The sequence below is a fragment of the Cytobacillus sp. FSL W7-1323 genome (assembly GCF_038595015.1).
GTDB lineage: Bacteria > Bacillota > Bacilli > Bacillales > Cytobacillaceae > Cytobacillus > Cytobacillus kochii.
Genome location: NZ_CP151998.1, coordinates 2,606,151 through 2,625,154, shown reverse-complemented (window position 1 = coordinate 2,625,154; position 19,004 = coordinate 2,606,151). Strand labels below are relative to the sequence as shown.

The window sequence follows — 19,004 nt, the reverse complement described above, 5'->3', positions numbered from 1 at the left end:
GTATGTGTTTTGCCAAATCCATCAGAAGTAAAACAAACAAATAAATCAAATCGATTAAAATATATTATGGAGTTCATTTCAGAGAAATTGTTTTTAATCTGTGCGTTAATCTCTGTGCTTAGTTTATTTCTCATTATTGGATTCGTCTTCTTTAAAGGATCAAACCCATTCATTGCAGACGGGTATAGTTTTATTGATTTTATCTTCGGGTCTGATTGGGTACCGAGTGAAGATAAGTACGGCATTTTTCCGATGATTGTCGCTTCCATTTATGCAACGATTGGGGCGCTTGTCATTGGAGTACCAATTGGGTTATTAACGGCGATCTTTTTATCGGAAATAGCCCCGAAACCAATTGCAAAAATTATTTCACCAGCTGTACAATTGTTAGCGGGTATCCCATCTGTATTATATGGTGTATTCGGCTTAGCGATTATTGTTCCTTTCTTACAAAATAATCTTGGCTTAGTAAAAGGGCAAAGTTTAATAGCGGTTATTCTCGTATTAGCGATCATGATGTTACCTACAATTGTAACCGTTGCTGAAACAGCCATTAGGGCAGTACCGAAAACGTATAGAGAAGGTTCCTTAGCATTAGGTGCCTCGCCAATCGGAACCATATTTAAAGTCGTTGTTCCAGCAGCAAAATCAGGTATTATGGCAGCCATTGTATTAGGGCTAGGACGAGCAATCGGAGAGACGATGGCAGTCATTCTTGTTGCTGGTAATAGTTTGATTATACCAACAAGCTTAACTGATAGTGTAAGACCACTTACAACGAATATTGCCCTTGAAATGGGTTACGCTTATGGTACACATCAAGAAATGTTATTTGCGACAGGAATTGTATTATTCTCATTCATTCTAATATTGAATTTCGTATTAGCAAAAATAAGTTCGAAAGGTGGGAAGTAAAGTGAGAAAGTTTAAAGATAATTTATTATTAGGCTTATTGTGGTTTGGCGCTTTCTTAACTGTAGCTATCCTACTTATTATCGTTGGTTATATTTTTTATAAAGGTATCGGATTAATTAATCTTGATTTTATCTTTGGTGACTATTCACCTGTCGGCGGCGGTGGAATTTGGCCAATGATTATTACTACCATTTATACAATTGTGATATCGCTAGTCATTGCCACTCCAATTGGGATTTTAGCAGCAGTTTATTTACAGGAGTACGCGAAACAAGGAAAGCTCGTTCGAATGATCCGGTTTGCAACAGAGAGTTTAACGGGTATTCCATCTATTATATACGGATTATTCGGTGCTGTATTTTTTGTTACCACATTGGCGATGGGGATGTCTATTATTTCAGCATCCTTGACCTTAACAATTATTGTTTTACCAGTGATCATCCGTACAACAGAAGAAGCTTTAAAAACAGTACCAGCTAGTTATAGAGAAGGTTCCCTTGCATTAGGTTCAACAAAGTTACAAACACTATATAAAGTCATTTTACCTAGCGCTATGCCCGGGATTTTATCAGGGATTATCCTCTCTATGGGACGTATCATTGGTGAATCAGCAGCGATCTTTTTAACAGCAGGTACAGTAGCTGCAATGCCTGAAGGGATTTTCTCCTCAGCGAGAACATTAACGGTTCACTCGTATCTTGTTACACAAGAATCTGGTGATATTGAATTAGCAGCAGCAATTGGTATTGTGTTAATTGTTATGATTCTTGCTCTAAACTTTGCTGCAACATTTATTTCTAAAAAGCTTAATAAAGCTGACTATTAAAAAGGAGTGTTCTATTCATGAATACAACACTAGAACGTAAAGAAGTAAAAGAGTCTGCAAATGTTGAAAATCAAAATGATCAGCGTTCAGTGAAAATTAGTGTAAGAGACTTAGATTTATTCTACGGTGATAACCAAGCGCTTTATCAAGTGTCATTAGATATTCGTGAAAAAGAGGTAACAGCATTAATTGGTCCTTCTGGATGTGGAAAATCGACTTTTTTAAGAACATTGAATCGTATGAATGATTTAATTGATAGTGTGAGAATTAATGGAGATATCCACATTAATGGCAATAATATATATCAATCAAAAGATGTTATTGAACTTAGAACAAAAGTCGGTATGGTTTTCCAAAAGCCAAATCTATTCCCAATGAGCATCTATGATAATGTAGCCTATGGGCCTAGAATGCAAGGGATTAAAAATAAAAAAGAATTGAATAAAATTGTTGAAGAAAGTTTACGTGGAGCGGCGATTTGGGACGAAGTAAAGGATCGTTTGAAATCTTCGGCACTTGGTTTATCAGGTGGTCAACAACAACGTGTTTGTATTGCCAGAGCAATTGCCATGAAACCAGACGTCATATTAATGGATGAGCCAACTTCAGCACTTGACCCCATTTCAACACTTAAAGTGGAAGAACTTATTGCTCATTTGAAGAAAGATTATACGATCGTCATCGTTACTCATAATATGCAACAAGCTGCTCGTGTATCCGATAAGACAGCGTTCTTCCTTAACGGAGAAGTCATTGAATTTGAACAAACCGATCAAATCTTCTCCATGCCAAAAGATAGCCGTACAGAAGATTATGTGACTGGCAGATTCGGCTAAAAAAAATAAACGTTAGGTGCCGAACAAATTTCCATTATTAAATAGGGATTTGTTCGGCTCTTTTCTTTGGGAAAATGTATGATTGGAAGAAGTAAATGCATAGCTACCAAACTAATGAGATGTGAGATTAGCGCAAAAGGGGAGAAACAGGCAACAGGTGAGCAATTTCGGACATGGGCAATGTAAATAGCTAAACATAAATAACAATAGGTCACCTTCCAATTTAGTTGATGCAAAACGGAAACTAATCTAAAGAAGTAAACCTAATCATTGGTCTTCTTCCCTTAAGAACCATAAAAAGACTAGAACAAACGTTCAATGATAACAGTTTGTCCTAGCCATTCTGTAATTTTTGACATTTGTCCAATTTCTCAAAAGGATTAATTACTAATGACTTTCTCAATATACACTCTGCCAGAAAAGAAAGTCGCCCCGCCTCCCATATCAGCGACTCTATCAGGTGTGAGGGTATTAACGAGTTGTTTCTTACCTGGCTCATCAGCCCAAAGACCTTGACTAACAACAACCCCAGGAAGTACGTTTTCTCCGACAGCAGCGGTTAACTCACATTCTCCCCGATCATTAAAGATTTTTACTGGATCTCCATCTTCAATTTGATAAGCTTGTGCGTCCTTGTTATGCAAGTGGAGTTTTGGTTGTTTTTCTAATTTAATATGCTTGTCATTATTTGAAAAAGTACTATTTAAAAAATTATGGTTTGGTGCTGGAACGAATAAAAATGGCGCATCGCCTTCTTCTACAATTGGATTGTAGGTCGGCAGTGGATTTAAACCGTCCTTCTCCATTAATTCAGAATAAAGTTCGATTTTTCCACTTGGTGTCTTAAGTTTGCCAGGAAGTAATGGACGTACGTCTGCTTTCATAAAGCGATTTTCTTTTAGACGCTCAAAATTAATTTCCTTCATATATTCATTCTTTGTATTCTCTAAAGCGGATGTGATTAAATCTTCTTCGGAATCCTTAAATAAATCTTCAGTATATCCCATATAATGTGCTAGCTGTTGAAAAACATGATGATTGGACCGTGACTCACCATACGGTTCTATTACAGGTTCATGCAAATGAATATAATGGTGCCAATAAGAAGTGTAAAAATCTGTATTCTCATATGATGATGTAGACGGCAAGATGATATCAGCAAATTGAGCTGTTTCCGTTAAGAATAAATCATGAACAACTAAAAATAAATCTTCTCTTTCAAGCCCTTTTTTCACTAGATTACTATTTGGTGCAATAACAGCCGGATTACTACCATAAACGTACATGGAGCGGATAGGTTTATCTTTTTGTACTAAAGCTTCGCCTATGAGATTCATATTAATCGATCTGGTCTGTTTATTTGCTAATAAATCGGGACGCTGCATAGCCGCGGTATTGAAAGCTAAAAAACCAGAGTTTGATTTTAGTGCGCCACCACCTTTATGCAGCCATTGGCCTGTTAGAGCAGGAAGGCAAGATATGGCACGTACATTCATCCCACCATTATCATGATGTTGCAAGCCATTGCCAATCCGGATAAATGAAGGGGTACTCTGACCATATTCTCTTGCTAATTGATAAAGATCATCTACAGATACCCCTGTAATAGACGAGACTACTTCTGGCGTATATTTTTTTACATGTGTTCGTAATTGCTCATGTCCAATGGTATATGTTTCAAGAAATTTCTCATCTACCATATGCTCAGCGAACAAGATATGCATCATCCCAAGTGCAAGCGCACTATCCGTACCTGGTTTAATGGGAATAAACCAATCAGCCATTTTGCCTGTTTGATTTTTATGGACATCAATCACGATGATTTTTGCTCCATGTTTTTTTGCTTTTCGGGCAAGGATAACTTGATGCATATTTGTACTGACAGCATTAATTCCCCAAAGGATGATGAGCTTGGCTTCACTTGTTTCTTCCGGATCAGTGCCAAAGCCTCCACCCATTGTGTAACGGTAACCTTCTTTACCTGCTGCTTGACAAACTGTTTGTTCTAGTCTACTGGCACCTAAGCGGGAAAAGAAACGGCGGTCCATTCCTTCTGCAGCCACTCTACCCATATTACCGTAAAAGCTATAGGGAAGAATGCTCTCGGGACCTTGTGTTTTAATTAAATCTTTCCATTTATCTGTAATTATTTGTAGTGCGTCATCCCAACTGATCTCCTCAAATTGAAGACTACCTTTTGGACCAGTTCGTTTGAGAGGGTGAGTTAATCTCTTCGGGTCATATAGCCGTTCAGCCATATTTCTTACTTTATTGCAAATATTCCCTTGCGTTACAGGATGGTTAGGATCGCCTTCCACTTTAATGATTTTCCCCTCTTTTTTATGTATGAGTAAACCACATTGGTCCGGACAATCAAGTGAACAAACGGACGTGAAAATGCCCTCTTTCTCGGTGTGAATCGTCATTTTGTTATCTCCTTTATTCTAGGCAAGCTTTATTGTCTATTTAACATGTTTTTATTAATAATTATTATAATAGGTTACTTCTCTTCATCCTGCAATGATAAAATATTTATTTCTATTGACAATTCATAATTATTAACATATGATACTTTCATATTAATTAAATTCTATTCAATTCGTTGACGAGAAAGAGTAGTTGTGCACATCTTATCCAAAGAGAGTTAGCCATTTGCTGAGAGGCTGACGTTAAGACCACAATGAAAATCCTCTCTGAGAAGCAAAGCTGAAGTGAAACTAAGCTTTGACGGCATCCAACCGATAACCTGGACGCGTATGATGGTACGTAGTGAGAGCAAATACAAACCACTACAGTTGGTTTTTTTGTTTTTTAGAGGGGATATTTTAACTCGATTCTACGTATAGGAATCGAGTTTTTTTTCGTATATGAATGGATATCGAAAGGGGTCTTTACAAATGAAAGAACGAGATGTGGAAAAGGAGAGGAAGATTTCTGATTATTGGAAAGAAACACGGATATTTCAAAAGTCCATACAGCAAAGGCAAGAGGCGCCATCCTTTGTTTTTTATGAAGGCCCGCCAACAGCAAATGGTATGCCACATGCTGGTCATGCACTTGGTCGAACGATAAAAGATTTTGTTGCCCGTTATAAAACAATGACGGGACATCAAGTTTTAAGAAAAGCAGGGTGGGACACACATGGGCTCCCTGTAGAACTTGAAGTACAAAAGAAATTACAATTGCATAGCAAAGAGGATATTGAAGCATTTGGTGTAGAAGCATTTATCGCAGAGTGTAAGAAAAGTGTATTCACATATGAAAAAGAATGGCGACAGTTTACTGAGCTATTGGGCTATTGGGTGGATATGGATAACCCCTATATAACTCTCGATAATGAGTATATTGAATCAGTTTGGCATATATTGTCACACATTCATCAAGGTGGGCGTTTATATAAAGGGCATCGAGTTGTCCCGTATTGTCCTCATTGTGAAACGTCCCTAAGCTCGCATGAAGTCGCACAAGGATATAAAGATGTGCATGACCTTTCAGCAACAGTTAAATTTAAAGTGGCTGAAAATGAATACTTACTTTGTTGGACAACAACCCCTTGGACGTTACCGGGAAATGTAGCTGTAGCGGTAAACCCTAAGCTACGTTATGTGAAAGTCGAGCAAAATAATGAACGATTGATTGTTGCAGAAAGCTTGGTTTCAACAGTACTTAAAGAAGGTTACAAAGTTATCGAGTTTATACGAGGTGAAGAATTAATAGGTATAAAGTATGTAGCACCATTTTCATTTGTTCCGCTCAACAAGGGGCATATTGTAATTGCTGCGGATTTCGTAAAGGATGATTCAGGAACTGGGTTAGTCCATATTGCCCCTGCACATGGTGAAGATGATTACCAAGTTGTAAAAGAAAATGGATTAGATTTTCTTCAAGTCGTGAATGAGAAAGGGAGGTATGTTCAACAAGTTGCCCCGCTAGCAAATAAGAGAGTGAAAGAAAGTGATGTAACAATCATTCAAATGTTAGCACAGCAAAATCTACTTTATAGCAAGAGGAAGTATGAGCACAGTTATCCGTATTGCTGGAGGTGTGACAATCCACTGATTTATTATGCGATGGAAGGATGGTTCATTCGAACAACTGATGTTAAAGAAAAAATGATAGACAATAATCAAATGGTTGAGTGGTACCCAACGCATATGAAGAATGGTCGATTCGGTCACTTTCTTGACCAACTTGTTGATTGGAATATTGGAAGAAATCGTTTTTGGGGAACGCCGTTAAATGTATGGACTTGTCAAACATGCGGATTAGAAAGTGCCCCAGGTTCCATTGCACAATTAAAAGAAAGAGCGATTGAAAAAGTAGATGATCGCATCGATCTGCACAAACCTTATGTTGACCGTATTCATTTGAGATGTTCTTGTGGTGGTGAAATGAAGCGAGAGAAAGAGGTCATTGATGTATGGTTTGATAGTGGTTCAATGCCATATGCCCAATATCATTATCCTTTCGAACAGACCACGCCATTTAAAGAACAATTTCCCGCAGATATTGTAATAGAAGGAGTGGATCAAACGAGAGGATGGTTCTACAGTTTACTGGCCGTATCCACCCTATACAAAGGTGTTGCACCGTATAAAAATGTCTTATCTCTTGGCCATATATTAGATGAACAAGGACAAAAAATGTCTAAGAGCAAAGGGAATGCTCTAAATCCTACATCGTTGATTGAAGAGTTTGGCGCAGATGCATTAAGATGGGCTCTTCTTAGTGATAGTGCCCCTTGGAATAATAAGCGATTTTCTAAAAAAACCGTTCAACAAGCAAAATCAAAAATAGTAGATACGTTGAGGAATGTTTTTTCCTTCTATGATATGTATGCAAAGATAGATGGCTTTGACTTCAGGCAACATCGAGTCAAGGAATTTGCACTCATTGACCAATGGATACTTTCAAGATTGCATCATACGATTGCGGAGGTAAGAGAAGGGTTAGAGCGTTATGACTTTTTTAAAAGTGCTAAATTACTGGCAGAATTTTTGGATGATGTGAGTAATTGGTATGTAAGACGATCACGGCAAAGATTCTGGAAGGAAGGGTTAGATCACGACAAAAGGGCAGCGTATACAACTCTTTACGAAGTGCTTCAGCAATCAACACGATTATTTGCACCCTTTATGCCGTTCGTCACCGATGAGATTCACTTACAATTAGTCGGCAGTAGTGTTCATCTAACTGACTACCCTAAACAAGAGAAAATGAAGACTATCATCCAATTAGAATCGGAAATGAAAGCTATTCGACAAATTGTTGAACTCACTAGATCGATCAGGATGTCAGCTAATATCAAAACAAAGCAGCCACTTCAAACATTAATCGTAAGTGCTGTTAATGGGAAGGTTAATTTGTCACCCTATGAACAGATTATAAAAGATGAAACAAATGTAAAAGACATTGTTTATGAAAAATATGTAAATAAATTCATGATGATTGAGTTAAAAGTTAATTACGCAATTGCCGGCAAAAAATTCGGTAAAAGAGTAAAAATGATTGAGCAAGTAATAAAAGGATTAACGGTCCATGAAAAAGATAGGTTACTGATGGATGGAATATTAAACATAGAGAAAAATGGAGAAATGCTCTTTTTAGAAAATGAGGATGTGTTAGTAGAGAAAAAAGCAAAACACCCATATAGATTTGCGGAAGGAAAAGATTGTACGGTCCTACTGGATATCGGATTAACAGAAGAGCTTTTGCAGGAAGGGTTAGTGAGGGAAGTAATTAGAGAAGTGCAAAACACTCGAAAAAAGCAAGGGTTAGCGGTTGAACTACGTATTCATCTAACAATGTTTGGCAATGAAAGGGTTTTAAGTGCGTTAGAGAAGTTTTCGGCGCTTGTACAAGAATCATTACTTGTCCAGACCATTACATTAGCAGAAGTTGAAGAAATGACAAATCTTGATGTTGATGGAGAAACAATCAAATTCAAAATAGACCATTAAACAATGAAAAATCACAGCCAATGGCGGATGGCTGTGATTTTTACTGGGGGATATGTTGTTTAACCATTCATCTTTACGTATCCATTTCCCTACAAAAAGTGTAATGGTAACCTTTTAGTATAGGCTTTGATTATTAAGCTATTAAAGTTTCGTCTGATGAGAATGCGACTGAATTTGAATAGTGGATGAATGATATTTCAACAATAAATAATTGATGTAGGCTTGTAGGTTAAATTCATTATTCTTAACAAAATACGAAAAGTTAGTTCTTTTCAAGCTTAATCACAACCTTTATATATGTACTAAATAAAATGATCACCATTGAATATACCGGCCCCACCTTCGCCAAGTACGTTGATAGCCACACTTGCTATCCGCCTAATACTTAGTATATATGAAAACGCTTACATAAACAATAAAAAATTTTCACTTTATTTCGACAAAAAAATAAGTAAAATGATTATACTTTATTGGAGGATTTTAAGCTATAATTGCTTAGATAGTCGAAATATAATATATTCATTTTTTTGAGGAAGAAGGTTGAACATGCACACGTTAGGAGGCAAGCTTTGGACCAGACAGTATATCATGGCCCTTATGCTTACTTTTTTATTTTTTTTAAGTTTACAATCCTTGTTAGGGGGATTTCCAATCTATGTTACTGCATTAAGTGATAACCCGACGTATGGAGGGTTAATGACTACAGCATTTATGATTGCTGCTGTTATATCTAGACTTTTCTTAGGATTTTGCTTACGGTATTTGAATCAAAAAGCGTTATTAATTCTATCTTTAATAGGTATGTTGGTGTTTATTTTTGTGACAACATTCACAAACTCTATCGTTCTATTCACTATCCTTCGCATACTACAAGGAATTGCTTTCGGTTTTATTACTACTTTATTAGCAACTATAACCACAAATTTAATTCCTGACCACCGTTTAGGTGAAGGAATCGGTTATTTTGGGTTAGCTACTAGTGTAGGTACAACAATCGGACCTTTTTTAGCTATTTCAATGATTAATGTCTATTCATTTGAATCCGTTTTGTACTTTTCTCTTATTCTTATTATAGTGATTACAATTGGTAGTCTGGCGCTTAAAACTTCTCAAAACATAAATCAGCAGACAGTTAGTAAATTGTCAATAGTTGAATCCGCTTTTGATTCACGCGCTTTTTTACCATGTTTTTTAGTATTATTATTTTATTTTACGTTTGCTGGAGTGGTGAATTTTATTGAAGGCTTAGGAAGTTCTATTGGGGTTGGGGAACAAACCTCTTTATTCTTTCTCATCTTAGTGGCGATGCTCATTATCATTCGCCCATTTTCAGGGAAGATTTTCGATCGCTTTGGACATGCTTATTTAATATATAGCGCAACAATTGCAGCATTTATCGGGTTGTTACTGATTGCATTTGCAAAAGGTGTTTCAACATTATTTATTGCCGCTGTTTTTTATGGCATTGCATATGGTGTCATGCAACCGACATTCCAAGCTTGGGCTGTTAGACTCGTACCAAAAGAAAAAAGAGCGACGGCTAATGCCATGAGCTTAAGTTTTATGGATATGGGTTTAGCAATGGGCGCATTACTGCTTGGTATTGCTGCAAACGAAAAGGGATACGGTTTTATGTACATCCTATCTTCTTTACTCGCCGTCGTTATCTTTCTGCTCTATTTTGTTGCTCATATAAGAAGAAAAACCAAATTAACGCTATTGCCATCTCATAATAGAAAAGCTTCGTAAATGAGTAATGACATGGCCATTCTTTGTCATTACTTTCTTTCTTATCATGTTTCTTATACATATTTTATGGGGAAAGTAATGTCATGACCTTCTATAGGTTGATGAAAGGATAATGACAATGAATTTAAAAACTGGCAAATTATATTGGCCCATTACTATGAACAACGTGAAAAAGTATGGCAGCTTGCAAGAGAATAAGAAATGTGACGTGTGTATCATTGGCAGTGGTTCGAGTGGGGCTTTTCTTGCTTACCAATTAGCGAAAGAAAACATCCGAACAATCGTCATTGATAAACGAAAAATCGGTATGGGTAGTTCCTCGGCAAATACTGGATTACTACAATTTAGTAATGATAAATCATTTACATCTTATATTAACTCTTTTGGCATAAGGAAAGCGAAAATGCATTTACAGAACTGCTTTCGATCAATATCTAATTATGAAAACACCATTTTGCCTACTTTAGAAGATAATCCCGATTTTTTAAAAAGAAAAAGCTTATATTTTGCTTCTAAAAGTGAAGATATAACAATGCTGAAAAAAGAGTTTGCCAATTTACAAGCACATCAGTTTCCTGTGCGCTTTTTGTCAAGGAGAGATATGAGAGATAGTTGGTCCTTTGAAAAAGAAGGTGCCATTGTTACTGAAGGAGACGCTGAGATTAATATATTTAAAAATGTTCACTATTTACTAAGTGCGGCTAGTAAAAAAGGGGTGGACGTTTTTGAAGAAAGTGAAATTGTAGGTCAAAAATGGGGGAAAAATACGGTCGAATTATATACTGATAATAAAAACGTAATTGAAACGAAATATGTAATTTATGCTACAGGGTATGAAGCGCAGAGTGATATAGCTGAAAAGAACGGAATGATTGTAAGCTCATACGCTTTAGCTACTAACCCAGTTGATTATCAATGGCCAGAAGATATGTTAATTTGGGAAACTGCCAGACCATATTTATATTTGCGCCGTACATTAGATAAAAGAATCATTATTGGAGGTCTTGATGAGAAAACTTCAGACTCTAAAAAAAGAGATGGGATGTTAGTCCAGAAAAGGGATCAATTATTAAAACAATTATTTTTGTTATTCCCCACGTTAGAGGGTAAATTAGAACCTGTCTATTACTGGACAGGCTTTTTTGGAGAGACTCATAATGGCTTACCTATGATCAAACGACATCCGAATTACTCAAACGCCTATTATCTTCTCACATATGGCGGCAATGGCACGGTATATAGTATGATTCTATCGGATTTAATGAAGAAATTCATTGTCAATGGAGACTCAAACGGTATGGAACTATACTATCATTAGAGTGATATAGTGAGAAAGTTCACACAGTTTGTTCAATAATAGGATTGATTGTAATCACCCTTATCGTTTTGTATAATCACAGATGAGGGTTATTCTATTCTTGACTAAAGTATCAGTCAAGAAAAAATGAAAGACGAAAGGACCAATTAAATGAGTAAACAACAAATAGGTGTTATTGGATTAGCAGTAATGGGGAAAAACCTTGCTTTGAATATAGAAAGTCGTGGCTTCTCAGTAGCTGTTTTTAACCGTTCTTATGAAAAAACAGAAGCATTCTTACAAAATGAAGCAAAGGGCAAGAACTTTACTGGTGCTAAAACTATTGAAGATTTTGTTCAATCACTCGAAACACCAAGAAAAATCTTGTTAATGGTTAAAGCGGGTGCAGCGACAGATGCGACAATTGAATCGCTAAAGCCATATCTTGAAAAAGGCGATATCTTAATTGACGGTGGTAATACATATTTTGAAGATACCATCCGCCGTAATCAAGAATTAGCAGAAGAAGGCTACCATTTTATTGGTACAGGCGTTTCTGGTGGTGAAGAAGGAGCTTTAAAAGGACCTTCAATCATGCCAGGTGGTAAGAAGGAAGCATTTGACCTTGTACAACCAATTTTTGAAGCTATTTCTGCTAAAGTAAATGGCGATCCTTGCTGTACATACATTGGTCCAAATGGGGCTGGTCATTATGTGAAAATGGTTCATAATGGGATTGAATATGGTGATATGCAGTTGATTTCTGAAGCTTATTTTATCCTCAAACATGTACTTGGTTTAGAAGCGAATGAACTTCATGAGACATTTGCAGAATGGAACAAGGGTGAGTTAGATAGCTATTTAATTGAAATTACAGCTGATATCTTTACAAAAGTAGATGACGAAACTGGCAAACCACTTGTTGATGTGATTCTCGATAAAGCGGGTCAAAAAGGGACAGGTAAATGGACAAGTCAAAATGCTTTAGATCTTGGGGTACCCCTCCCGATTATTACAGAATCTGTATTTGCAAGGTTCATTTCCGCAATGAAGGAAGAAAGAGTTCATGCTAGCAAGATTCTTGCAGGACCTAAAGAAGACACCTATAGTGGAGACCGTGCGGAATTAATAGAAGCTGTTAGACAAGCATTATATATGAGTAAAATTGTCTCCTATGCACAAGGGTTTGCTCAAATGCGCGCAATGTCTGATGAAAAGAATTGGGATTTAAAATATGGCGATATTGCCATGATTTTCCGCGGAGGTTGTATCATTCGTGCCCAATTCTTACAAAAAATTAAAGATGCTTATGATCGTGAACCAGCATTAGCAAATTTACTATTGGATCCATATTTTAAGGGAATTGTTGAAAGCTACCAGTCTTCATTAAGAAAAGTTCTTTCTATTGCTATTGAACAAGGTATTCCTGTACCTGCATTCTCGAGTGCTATTGCTTATTATGATAGCTATAGAACGGCAACATTACCAGCTAATCTACTGCAAGCACAAAGAGACTATTTTGGAGCACATACGTATCAGCGAGTAGATAAAGAAGGAACGTATCATACTAATTGGATGGAAAAGTAACAAATGAAACTAGAAACGATTACCAGCTTTAGTATGGTATAATGTTAAAGGAAGCTAGAAAGGGAGGTATTTACAATGAAATTTTTCATAGATACAGCAAATTTAGATGAAATTAAACAAGCATACAAGTTAGGTGTCCTTTCAGGCGTGACAACTAACCCTTCACTTGTAGCTAAAGAAGGGATTAAGTTTGAAACAAGAATTGAGGAAATTCTTCAAGCTGTTCCAGAATTAGAATCAGTATCTGCTGAGGTCACTCCTTCCGCAGAAACAGCTGAACAAATGATTGCAGAGGCTGAGGAACTGATTAAGATAAATAATGGTGATAAGAACATTACTATTAAAGTGCCAATGACAATGGCTGGCCTCGAAACAACAAGATATTTATCCAAAAAAGGTGTTAAAACAAACGTCACATTAATCTTTACTGTGAACCAAGCATTACTTGCTGCAAGAGCTGGTGCTACTTATGTTTCACCATTCTTAGGCAGACTTGATGATATCTCAGAAGACGGGATTAACCTTGTTGCTAAAATTGCTGAGTTATTCCGTATTCATCAAATAGATGCTCAAATTATTGCTGCATCTGTTAGACATCCGGATCATGTCACAAGAGCTGCATTAGCAGGCGCTCATATTGCGACAATTCCGTATAAAGTAATTGAGCAGTTAACGAAGCATCCATTGACAGATCAAGGGATGGAAAAGTTCGCTGCTGATTGGAAAACAGTATAAGCTTTTTTAAGCCCTCTCCTTCATTTTTAGGAGAGGGCTTTTTGATTGGTCTATTGTTCTATACTGATATTGAAAATTAATTGATAGTGCGTGAGGAGAATGTGTTACCTAGTAATTAGAGCAGAGCTAAAAAGAGTATGTGTGCATACTTCGATAATGAAATGGGAATATATAGCTGAAAAACATCCTTTTCTCTGTCCATTCACGCTTTCCAGTTAAAGGCAATGGCAGTAACTTATACAAAACTCTTTGCCAAATAATTAAAGGCACTCAACATTCGACTTGTGTTGCTCAGTAGAAGTTTCGTTATTCGACTTGTTCATCCTCTGTGTGCTTTTCTCTTTCTTGAATAGTCACCCAATCATTGAAACGACCACTTCCTTCGCATCCTGGACAAAAGAGTGTATCAGAATGTAGGGAGTACATAAGGCTAGGATATAATAAAAAGCCTTGTCCGTAGCATTCTGGGCATCTATTACTTCGTTTCATCTTTTCTAAATGTTTATGTTCTCGTGCATTTTTCCATTGATTAAAAGATTTACCTAGACTCATCGGCTTCACCTCTGCATCGCTTTTTAATGAAGCGATAAATTGTCGTGATGCTAGACAAACTACTGTTAAACTTCATGCTTCAACTATGAAAGGTCTTGAATATACCCGTACATCTTATAGGGTGCAAAAGTTTGTAACCATTTCTGTTAATTATTATATTAAAAAGAATTATTTTTGCTCATACTTTATGAGAGGAAATGAAAAATATTTTGTTAGATTAACGAAACTTTCGGGTAGCGAATCTATTTGATATAATAGAAGAGTATAATAGGTTCAATTCATTTAAAGGAGTCTTGTCAATGGAAGTATTAAATCAGTTGTTATCCACCTATGCATCATTTTTTGATTGGTCAATGTGGAAAGAGGTTCTTACAGATCCTGTTTCTTGGGGTTATATAGGCACACTCATTGTCCTAGAAGGTCTATTATCAGCTGATAATGCATTGGTATTAGCCGTTATGGTTAAGCATTTGCCGAAGGAGCAGCAAAAAAAAGCACTTACTTATGGCTTAATTGGCGCTTATTTTTTCAGATTTTTATTTATCGGTTTAGGTATGTGGCTGATTAAATTTTGGTGGATTAAAGTACTTGGAGCTGCTTATTTAGCTTATTTAGTGATTAAACAATTTTGGTTTAAAACCCCTGAAGAAGATATCGACGGAGTAAAGAAAGACAGTTGGATGATTCGTACTTTTGGTGTTTTTTGGGGAACGGTTATTTCAGTAGAGTTAATGGATTTAGCTTTTTCTGTAGATAGTATATTGGCTGCCTTTGCTGTTTCAGATAAAGTATGGATTTTGTTAATTGGAGGTATGCTTGGTATTTTAATGATGCGTACAGTAGCTAAGTTATTTTTAGTGCTAATTGATAAGATTCCTGAGTTAGAGACAACAGCTTTTATTCTTATTGGAATCATTGCAATTAAAATGTTATTAAGTGTGTTCCATATAGAGATTGGACATATATTATTTTTTAGTATTATCATTGCAGCCTTCGTTATCACATTTTTTGTTCATATTTATCATAATAAACAAGGTGGACATGATCACGTGGCATAAGAAAAAGGCTAAGATTCCAAAAGGAAAACTTAGCCTTTTTGCTTGTCTTATTTATTAAGAATAGTTTCTTCCACATCTTCAATGATTTGTGTATTCGCTATCGTTCCAGTGTATAACCACCCTGTGTCTCTAGAGAATTCATACACATTCTCATTTTTTACTGCCGGAATATTTGCCCATAAAGGGTCAGATAAGACTTCTGCTCCTTCACCATCACTATTAATAAAGAATAGGTGGTCCACATCCATATCTGCTAATTTTTCTAAAGAAATCGCAGACCAGTTCCCAGTAGCATCTGCTGAAATTTCTTCAACGACAGAAGGAACTGCCATACCTAGATCATTATAAATTACATCACCTGCAGAAAGATCCTTGCTTACGACAAATAAACTGTTATTCACTAACCAAATAGCTGCAGCAGATTCACCAGCATGATCTTTTTGTAGCTCTTCTTCAACTTGTGCTGCTTTATCTTCGTACTCTTTAAGAACTTCAGTTGCCTTATCTTCTTTACCGAAGATTTTACCAACTGTTTCAAGTTCTGTACGCCAATCACTATTTTCTTCTTCACCAATCACGTAAGTTGGCGCAATTTTCGCATATTGATCATATTTACCACCTTCAACCATACCTGCTCCATCCATAATGATTAAATCTGGATTTTGACTAGATACCGCTTCTAAAGGTAAATCATGAGCGATCGTAGGTACATCTTTTAAATATTCTTGAAGGTATTCTTGTTTGCCGTTAGCAACTGACCATTGTACAATAGGTGTAATGCCTAAAGCGACAAGATGATCTTCTAAGTATGTAGCAACTACTCGTTCAGGATTAGCAGGAATTGTTACTTCGTTTCCTAATGCATCAGTTAATACACGATCCTCGGTTTGCTCAGCTGCTTGGTTTGAGTCATTGTTACTATTTTCAGCATCCTCATTACCACAACCAAAAAGGGCAAGAGATGTTGTAATTGTAGCAATTAATAATAAGTTTTTTTTCTTGTGAAATGAAAACAAGATGTTAACCTCCTAAATGAACTATGATATAATTAGCCTATGCAAATGATAACAATTATCACTATCGATTACAAGATATTTCTTGCACAACTTGATGAAAGAGAGATACATAATGGCTTTACTTAATGGAACAAACACGAGTAGAAATCGTTTTTTTGCGATTATGATCGTCACATTTGGTACAATCATCCTTTGTTTATCGATGGCTGCTTCCATTGCTTTTGGTGCAGTGAATATTAATCTTTCAACTGTATGGGAAAGTGTTGTATCATATGACCCGTCTAAAACGACACATCAAATTATTATGAATTTAAGGGTGCCTCGAGTAGTGGCAGCAGCACTAGTTGGATCTGCACTTGCCATTGCCGGAGCAATTATGCAAGGGATGACAAGAAATCCACTAGCTTCACCATCTATAATGGGGGTTACCTCTGGCGCTACATTTGCAATTGCAGTTGCTTTAGCCTTATTTACCACTTTAAGTCCAATTGGAACTATGTTTGCTGCTTTTATCGGTGCAAGCATTGGAGCAGGGCTTGTTTTTGGTGTCGGAATGCTATCACGAAATGGGCTGACTCCTGTTAAACTGGCTCTTGCAGGTTCTGCTATTACGGCTCTTTTAAGTTCTATCTCGTCTGCAACTGCTATTCACTTTAATGTCGCAAAAGATTTAAGCTTTTGGTATGCAGGTGGTGTGGCTGGTATCCAGTGGGAAAGTGTAGTTCCTGCTATTCCTGTTATTATTATAAGTATAATCCTAGCAATTATGATTAGCAGTTCCATTACTGTTTTAAGTATGGGAGAAGATGTAGCTATCGGACTAGGGCAAAAGACAGGTTTGATACGTACAATTGGTTTTATAGTTGTTTTGCTTTTAACTGGAGCAGCAGTTTCTATATCGGGTACGATTGGATTTGTGGGGCTCGTGATCCCACATATGATTAGGTTTTTAGTTGGAACAGATTACCGCTTAATCATTCCTTGCTCAGCAGTATTAGGTGGTCTACTACTTGTGTTAGCGGATATTGGTGCGAGAATGATAAATCCTCCTTTTGAAACACCAGTTGGTGCCATCATGGCATTGATCGGCGTACCTTTCTTTCTTTATTTAGCAAGAAGGGAAGGGGGAAGATAATGATGTATAAATCTAGGAAACAAAAATGGAAAGTGGTTGTATTCTTTCTAACGATATTATTAGCTTTACTCTTCATTGCTAGTTTGAGCTTTGGAGCCAGTTTTATTTCACCCGTTGCTATTTTCAATAGTGTTTTATCTTCTACACCTGGTCAATATGACTTAATTCTTTTCGAATTTCGTTTACCAAGGATTGTTCTAGCCATTTTAATTGGTATTGGTATGGCTGTTTCTGGTGCGATATTACAAAGTGCGACTCAAAACGGTCTAGCAGATCCGGGGATATTAGGTATTAATAGTGGTGCTGGATTTGCTGTAATTTTGTTTATCTTTTTTACACAAGGTATCAGATTTGAATCTGAGTTATTACAACTGTTTATTCTTCCTATATTTGCATTATGTGGGGCGCTGCTTGCAGCATTTTTGATTTATATTTTCTCGTGGAAAAAGTCTTCTGGTGTTACACCTATAAGGTTAATCTTAGTAGGTATAGGTATTAATGCGGCTTTTTCTGCTTTAATTATTATCCTCCAATTAAAAATGGACCCCCGTTCCTTTACACAAGCAACTGTTTGGTTATCGGGTAATATTTCTGGGGTGAGTTGGAGTTATACTTATGCTCTTTTACCATGGTTAATTGTGCTGTTACCCATTGTGTTATTCAAGGCGAGGTATTTAAATGTTCTTACACTAGGAGATGCGATGTCTACTGGCTTAGGTGTCAATGTCAATCGTCAAAGAAAATGGTTATTAATACTTGCTGTTGGGCTAGCTGGTTCTTGTGTGGCTGTTGGTGGAGGCATTTCATTCTTAGGTTTAGTGGCTCCTCAACTAGCGAAAAAACTCGTAGGGCCAAGAAATGAAATTTTATTACCTGTTTCAGCGTTAGTCGGTGCGGTGTTACTACTCTTTTCAGATCTTGTTTCACGTACCATTTTAGCACCTTCAGAAATTCCAATTGGCTTAGTCGTTTCTGCAATTGGCGCACCTTATTTTATTTATTTATTAATTAAAAGCTAAATCGACCATACTATCGTTAACGATAGATGAAGGGTATGAGCACAATGGCTAAAAAGGAAGAAAACAATAGTAGGGAAATCAACCATCTCAACTCTATGCTTGCAGCTGTAATGAATTATTTAACAGATGAAACAGTCGAGGAGATAGACTTTGATTATCTTCTTGATTCTACTGAAGGACTGAGACAGTGGTGGAATGAGTATGAAGAACGACATAAGAAGGAAATTGCAAAAGAAATTAAACAATCTTTAGAGGGTTTATCTTTAAAAGAATTACAGCAAATCAAAAAACAAATCACACCTTAAAGTCTTCACAGTAA

The 19,004-nt window shown here is 36.6% G+C and carries 15 protein-coding genes; 12 read left to right on the top strand and 3 right to left on the bottom strand.

Features of this window, described 5'->3' with window-relative positions:
• Positions 1 to 9 precede the first annotated feature (9 nt).
• Genes pstC through pstB form a run of 3 tightly spaced genes read left to right on the top strand, consistent with a single transcriptional unit; the run spans position 10 to position 2,577 of the window.
• Positions 10 to 915: a phosphate ABC transporter permease subunit PstC gene (gene pstC / locus MKX67_RS13285; protein WP_233435231.1), complete on the top strand. Its 906-nt coding sequence runs from the start codon at positions 10 to 12 to the stop codon at positions 913 to 915.
• Between the two features lies 1 nt (position 916).
• Positions 917 to 1,741 carry a phosphate ABC transporter permease PstA gene (gene pstA, locus MKX67_RS13280; protein WP_095373023.1) on the top strand — a complete coding sequence of 275 codons (825 nt, stop codon included), beginning with the start codon at positions 917 to 919 and terminating at the stop codon, positions 1,739 to 1,741.
• Positions 1,742 to 1,758: 17 nt separating this feature from the next.
• A complete protein-coding gene (pstB, locus tag MKX67_RS13275) occupies positions 1,759 to 2,577 on the top strand; it encodes a phosphate ABC transporter ATP-binding protein PstB (protein ID WP_095373024.1) in 819 nt (272 codons plus the stop codon).
• Between the two features lie 380 nt (positions 2,578 to 2,957).
• Here pstB and MKX67_RS13270 read toward each other — a convergent pair whose 3' ends face one another.
• On the bottom strand, positions 2,958 to 5,003 hold the full coding sequence (locus MKX67_RS13270) for a molybdopterin oxidoreductase family protein (RefSeq protein ID WP_095373025.1): 2,046 nt from the start codon (positions 5,001 to 5,003) through the stop codon (positions 2,958 to 2,960).
• Positions 5,004 to 5,474: 471 nt separating this feature from the next.
• Here MKX67_RS13270 and ileS point away from each other — a divergent pair, with 471 nt between their 5' ends.
• From ileS to fsa, 5 genes are all read left to right on the top strand, one after another.
• A complete protein-coding gene (gene ileS / locus MKX67_RS13265; protein ID WP_342488300.1) occupies positions 5,475 to 8,537 on the top strand; it encodes an isoleucine--tRNA ligase in 3,063 nt (1,020 codons plus the stop codon).
• Positions 8,538 to 9,083: 546 nt separating this feature from the next.
• Entirely contained in the window at positions 9,084 to 10,286 is a 1,203-nt protein-coding gene (locus MKX67_RS13260; protein WP_342488299.1) for an MFS transporter, read from the top strand.
• Positions 10,287 to 10,404: 118 nt separating this feature from the next.
• Positions 10,405 to 11,604, top strand: a complete 1,200-nt coding sequence (locus MKX67_RS13255) for an FAD-dependent oxidoreductase (protein WP_157733962.1) — start codon at positions 10,405 to 10,407, stop codon at positions 11,602 to 11,604.
• A 150-nt stretch (positions 11,605 to 11,754) separates the two neighbouring features.
• Entirely contained in the window at positions 11,755 to 13,170 is a 1,416-nt protein-coding gene (gene gndA / locus MKX67_RS13250; protein ID WP_095373028.1) for an NADP-dependent phosphogluconate dehydrogenase, read from the top strand.
• A gap of 75 nt (positions 13,171 to 13,245) precedes the next feature.
• Complete coding sequence (gene fsa / locus MKX67_RS13245; protein ID WP_095373029.1) at positions 13,246 to 13,905, top strand: fructose-6-phosphate aldolase; 660 nt, start codon at positions 13,246 to 13,248, stop codon at positions 13,903 to 13,905.
• A 306-nt stretch (positions 13,906 to 14,211) separates the two neighbouring features.
• On the opposite strand, the gene MKX67_RS13240 is transcribed toward fsa, so the two are convergent.
• Positions 14,212 to 14,457: a methionine aminopeptidase gene (locus MKX67_RS13240; protein WP_095373030.1), complete on the bottom strand. Its 246-nt coding sequence runs from the start codon at positions 14,455 to 14,457 to the stop codon at positions 14,212 to 14,214.
• Positions 14,458 to 14,756: 299 nt separating this feature from the next.
• Between MKX67_RS13240 and MKX67_RS13235 the strand changes: the two genes are divergently transcribed.
• Complete coding sequence (locus MKX67_RS13235) at positions 14,757 to 15,515, top strand: TerC family protein (RefSeq protein WP_095373031.1); 759 nt, start codon at positions 14,757 to 14,759, stop codon at positions 15,513 to 15,515.
• A 47-nt stretch (positions 15,516 to 15,562) separates the two neighbouring features.
• On the opposite strand, the gene MKX67_RS13230 is transcribed toward MKX67_RS13235, so the two are convergent.
• Positions 15,563 to 16,531: an ABC transporter substrate-binding protein gene (locus MKX67_RS13230; protein WP_307313474.1), complete on the bottom strand. Its 969-nt coding sequence runs from the start codon at positions 16,529 to 16,531 to the stop codon at positions 15,563 to 15,565.
• A 163-nt stretch (positions 16,532 to 16,694) separates the two neighbouring features.
• Between MKX67_RS13230 and MKX67_RS13225 the strand changes: the two genes are divergently transcribed.
• From MKX67_RS13225 to MKX67_RS13215, 3 genes are read left to right on the top strand one after another with little or no spacing between them, the layout of a single operon-like run.
• Entirely contained in the window at positions 16,695 to 17,666 is a 972-nt protein-coding gene (locus tag MKX67_RS13225) for an iron ABC transporter permease (RefSeq protein ID WP_342489275.1), read from the top strand.
• Positions 17,666 to 18,685, top strand: coding sequence for an iron ABC transporter permease (locus tag MKX67_RS13220; RefSeq protein WP_307313477.1), 1,020 nt, complete (start codon positions 17,666 to 17,668; stop codon positions 18,683 to 18,685). The genes MKX67_RS13225 and MKX67_RS13220 overlap by 1 nt, the downstream gene beginning before the upstream one ends.
• 44 nt (positions 18,686 to 18,729) lie before the next feature.
• Positions 18,730 to 18,990 carry a hypothetical protein gene (locus tag MKX67_RS13215; RefSeq protein ID WP_095373035.1) on the top strand — a complete coding sequence of 87 codons (261 nt, stop codon included), beginning with the start codon at positions 18,730 to 18,732 and terminating at the stop codon, positions 18,988 to 18,990.
• Positions 18,991 to 19,004: the final 14 nt, after the last annotated feature.

Excerpts from the sequence above, each read along its gene's own strand:
- pstB (WP_095373024.1), top strand. The coding sequence starts at position 1,759 with ATGAATACAACACTAGAACGTAAAGAAGTAAAAGAGTCTGCAAATGTT.
- MKX67_RS13270 (WP_095373025.1), bottom strand. The coding sequence starts at position 5,003 with ATGACGATTCACACCGAGAAAGAGGGCATTTTCACGTCCGTTTGTTCA.
- ileS (WP_342488300.1), top strand. The coding sequence starts at position 5,475 with ATGAAAGAACGAGATGTGGAAAAGGAGAGGAAGATTTCTGATTATTGG.
- MKX67_RS13260 (WP_342488299.1), top strand. The coding sequence starts at position 9,084 with ATGCACACGTTAGGAGGCAAGCTTTGGACCAGACAGTATATCATGGCC.
- MKX67_RS13255 (WP_157733962.1), top strand. The coding sequence starts at position 10,405 with ATGAATTTAAAAACTGGCAAATTATATTGGCCCATTACTATGAACAAC.
- gndA (WP_095373028.1), top strand. The coding sequence starts at position 11,755 with ATGAGTAAACAACAAATAGGTGTTATTGGATTAGCAGTAATGGGGAAA.
- fsa (WP_095373029.1), top strand. The coding sequence starts at position 13,246 with ATGAAATTTTTCATAGATACAGCAAATTTAGATGAAATTAAACAAGCA.
- MKX67_RS13240 (WP_095373030.1), bottom strand. The coding sequence starts at position 14,457 with ATGAGTCTAGGTAAATCTTTTAATCAATGGAAAAATGCACGAGAACAT.
- MKX67_RS13235 (WP_095373031.1), top strand. The coding sequence starts at position 14,757 with ATGGAAGTATTAAATCAGTTGTTATCCACCTATGCATCATTTTTTGAT.
- MKX67_RS13225 (WP_342489275.1), top strand. The coding sequence starts at position 16,695 with ATGATCGTCACATTTGGTACAATCATCCTTTGTTTATCGATGGCTGCT.
- MKX67_RS13220 (WP_307313477.1), top strand. The coding sequence starts at position 17,666 with ATGATGTATAAATCTAGGAAACAAAAATGGAAAGTGGTTGTATTCTTT.
- MKX67_RS13215 (WP_095373035.1), top strand. The coding sequence starts at position 18,730 with ATGGCTAAAAAGGAAGAAAACAATAGTAGGGAAATCAACCATCTCAAC.